This window comes from Alicyclobacillus tolerans, assembly GCF_900142255.1.
Classification (GTDB): Bacteria; Bacillota; Bacilli; order Alicyclobacillales; family Alicyclobacillaceae; genus Alicyclobacillus_I; species Alicyclobacillus_I tolerans.
This window is the reverse complement of the sequence record NZ_FRAF01000053.1, coordinates 1-3,028: the sequence shown is the minus strand read 5'-3', so window position 1 is coordinate 3,028 and position 3,028 is coordinate 1. Positions and strand designations below refer to the sequence as shown.

Sequence of the window (3,028 nt, the reverse complement as noted above, 5' to 3'; positions counted from 1 at the left end):
AACCTGGAAAATCAGGAAATTCTATGGATATTCCATCCTCAGCGAAATGAAAAATCGCTGGATAGATGTATCGATCTTTGTACATTTGCCAACCTCCTATTCCACTCATCCGACAGGTGAACTGGAACCTTCAATCGGGTACAAGTAGTCCTGCCTGTTTGAAAATACTCCTTACTGTCTTTACAGGAATATCTTTCACTGGATGGGTTACCGTTACTTTTCCAGGTTTGATGGGATGTTTAAACTGATGATGATCACCCGCTGCTCTGACAAAATACCATCCATCCTCTTGAAGAATCCGAATGAGTTCCCGTGACGAATAACTTTTCATCCGTTCCCTTCCCTCTACCATTTCCTTTATTATAGCACGTATTATCACACGTGTGAATTTGTTACTTCGATCATTGTAACCCGGTTTTCCGAAACACCACCGTTTTCGCAAAGGTGTCTGCACTCTTAAAAGCCAGCGCCCCTTTAGGCAATCCTACGGTACTGTCTTCCTGTTCCGTCTTCAAAATCAGCACGGGGCGCGGCACGACCCCGCGATACCAAGGTGCTTGCTCAAACGCTCTGGCGTTATACCAATCAAGCCGTTGATCCCACTTCTCTGTCCAGGCTTTCGTGGTGAGTGGCGTACGTTGAATTTCTACAAGATACGCCCTGCCCTGCCACTCCACATACACATCGAAGCCAGCACTGTGTTTGGGTTCGGCCAGGAATACGTGGGGCTTGCCGCCTGTGTGGAATAGAGCTTGCCACAAATCCCCCACAGAAAGCCAGTGCTCAATGCGACTGGAACAAGGACTGACCGATTTGAAATCCAAGCCCAACTCCTTTTTCGCCTTGGGAGAGAGCCGCCAGAAAAACATGCCTCCGCGCTGCGCTACGAGGATTTCGAACTGCTCTCGATAGGGTCTGAGCATGGCACTGGCACGTTTTTCAGGTTGCGTGCGCCACGCCAATAAAGGATGCTTGCAAAGTTGACGCATGGTAAAAATTCTGGCGGCAGAAGCTAAAGAAACGGCATAGTCGTAGATCGAGATCGAAGTACTAATTGGGACTCATCCACCTTTCACGAAGTCATGGAAGACGCGGGAGGACGAGGAGGGAAGCCCGACTCGAGAAGTTTCCATCTCGTCCGCCTCCGTTCCCCCCTCCTTGTCTTGGCTGAACGTATCCACGTTGTCCGCACACGATGTTTCCTTTTTGTCCGATCTGTTCGTATCCATCCTGTCCTCCATCCAGCGCCGAAGCAAGAGTTCGGGGATCATGCCAGTCTGTACCACTTTCTCGCCATCCGGTGTTTGGTAAATCATGCGACCCTTGATATTGGGCAACCTGGCTGCCTTTTCATTTCGGAGAAGGATTCCCGAATCCAGTTCATTCTGTGTGCGATACGCCATTGTCGCATCCATTTGTCCACGGATGCCTACAGGGAGTGTTTCATTGGAGGGGCGCTGGGTGCTGTAGACCAGGCTGATGCAAGGTTCGCGGCCCACTCTGGCCAAAGTAGATAAATAGGCCAAGCACTGGCGTCGAATCTTTTCGTCCTGTTTGGCATAAGCAGGCGAGAGTTCCCCACCCTCATCAATCAACACGAGGATGCGCGGAAACGAGGGAATCGGCAGAAATTGCTCTCTGGCTCTGCGGATCCGCTCCAGACGCTTGTTTTGTATGATTACAATGTTTTCTAACGCCTGTGCCGCGTTTTCCGCATCGGCATAGATACGCCCGGCCACATGCGGGAGACGAGCAAAATGCGCAAAAGAAGCGCCGCCTTTCATATCGATGATGTGGACCTGTAACTCGGATGGACTTTTTTTCATGACCAGTTGCGCCAAAAGGAGCTCCAGTCCTTTGGTCTTTCCGCTGCCGGTTGCCCCACCAGCTTTCATATGCGGGATCGCGGCGAAATCATGGTAGACCTTTTGTCCGAAGGCGGTTTGACCCAGATACACTCTCCAGCCTTGCACATCCGGCTCCGTGACCACGACACGTTTAGGAATGCGGTAACCAAAGAGTGCCGCCCCCACTGCAGCATAAGGAGATGCGCCGATGAGCGCGGTGTCTTCCAGCGACATGTCTCCCAGGGCACAGGCGGCCACGCTACCCACTGCCAACATCGTGGCGTAACTCATCAGTTCAAAGACGCCGGTTCTCCTTTCACTTCCACTGGATGCCGTCAAAAGTATGCGCCGCCTCTCGTAAATGGTGAAGCACTTCCTGATCGACCGGCACATCGTTGCCCACCCAGGCACTGGCCGCCACCGCACTGAGCGCCAACGCCACAGCTGCCACTTTCCCAGCTACAACACCCGTTTTGACGACGACAATGAACGGCGCTTGCAGAGCTTTCACAGCCAAAGCTTTGCCAGTAAGTGTCACGACATGCTGGCCGTTGACCACAAGCGCTTTTTTCCCAGCCTCTGTGACCGCGACTTTCGCAACGATAGCGCCTTTCGCACTGGCTACCGTCTTCGCGCTGATGGGTTGATGACTACCGATGACCAGCGCCTTGCCTCCCCCTTTCAGCTTCACCACGCCCGATTTACCCAGAGTTTTCCCTAACGTTTTGGCGGCAAGACTGACCCATCCCATGGCTTCACCCCCTCCCCGTCTCCTTTGCTGCCGACGCCTCCAGGAGCGGACACGTCCACGGGGGGAGGGCAGGTTTTTTCCACATTCTTGTCAGTGCGACGCCCGCACCCCAGATCGCTACAGGATAGGAGGCGCTGACCATCACAGCTGCCACGCTGGCCGCCGCAAAACTGGTGAGAAGTCCTATCTGGCGTGGATTCAGCACCCTGTGCCACCTCCGAAAAGATGAAGCAGTGCATCCAGTAGTTCCGTGCCGTTCATCTGCGCGGAAGCATCCTGCGCCACTATGCGTTCAACCATCCGACCAAGCCATGCCCACACGTTGAAACCCCCTCCTCGTCTGTTTGTCGACGAGCCTATGCAGGCAAAGATTGTCCGTATGCCAGGACAACAAAAAAATGCCCCTCCATCATCTGCAATGACAGAGGGA

5 protein-coding genes are annotated in these 3,028 nt (G+C 53.3%); all 5 read right to left on the bottom strand.

Going from position 1 to position 3,028, the window contains the following annotated elements:
* Window positions 1–130 precede the first annotated feature (130 nt).
* Window positions 131–331 (bottom strand): type II toxin-antitoxin system HicA family toxin, encoded by a 201-nt coding sequence (locus tag BUA75_RS15250; protein WP_072875476.1) that lies wholly within the window; start codon window positions 329–331, stop codon window positions 131–133.
* Window positions 332–401: 70 nt separating this feature from the next.
* Window positions 402–989 (bottom strand): hypothetical protein, encoded by a 588-nt coding sequence (locus tag BUA75_RS15245; protein WP_072875474.1) that lies wholly within the window; start codon window positions 987–989, stop codon window positions 402–404.
* A 72-nt stretch (window positions 990–1,061) separates the two neighbouring features.
* Entirely contained in the window at window positions 1,062–2,138 is a 1,077-nt protein-coding gene (locus BUA75_RS15240) for an FtsK/SpoIIIE domain-containing protein (protein ID WP_207549793.1), read from the bottom strand.
* Window positions 2,139–2,163: 25 nt separating this feature from the next.
* Window positions 2,164–2,538: a hypothetical protein gene (locus tag BUA75_RS15235; RefSeq protein WP_129583697.1), complete on the bottom strand. Its 375-nt coding sequence runs from the start codon at window positions 2,536–2,538 to the stop codon at window positions 2,164–2,166.
* A 258-nt stretch (window positions 2,539–2,796) separates the two neighbouring features.
* Window positions 2,797–2,919, bottom strand: a complete 123-nt coding sequence (locus BUA75_RS16465) for a hypothetical protein (RefSeq protein ID WP_278247891.1) — start codon at window positions 2,917–2,919, stop codon at window positions 2,797–2,799.
* Window positions 2,920–3,028 lie beyond the last annotated feature (109 nt).

Excerpts from the sequence above, each read along its gene's own strand:
- BUA75_RS15250 (WP_072875476.1), bottom strand. The coding sequence starts at position 331 with ATGAAAAGTTATTCGTCACGGGAACTCATTCGGATTCTTCAAGAGGAT.
- BUA75_RS15245 (WP_072875474.1), bottom strand. The coding sequence starts at position 989 with ATGCGTCAACTTTGCAAGCATCCTTTATTGGCGTGGCGCACGCAACCT.
- BUA75_RS15240 (WP_207549793.1), bottom strand. The coding sequence starts at position 2,138 with ATGAGTTACGCCACGATGTTGGCAGTGGGTAGCGTGGCCGCCTGTGCC.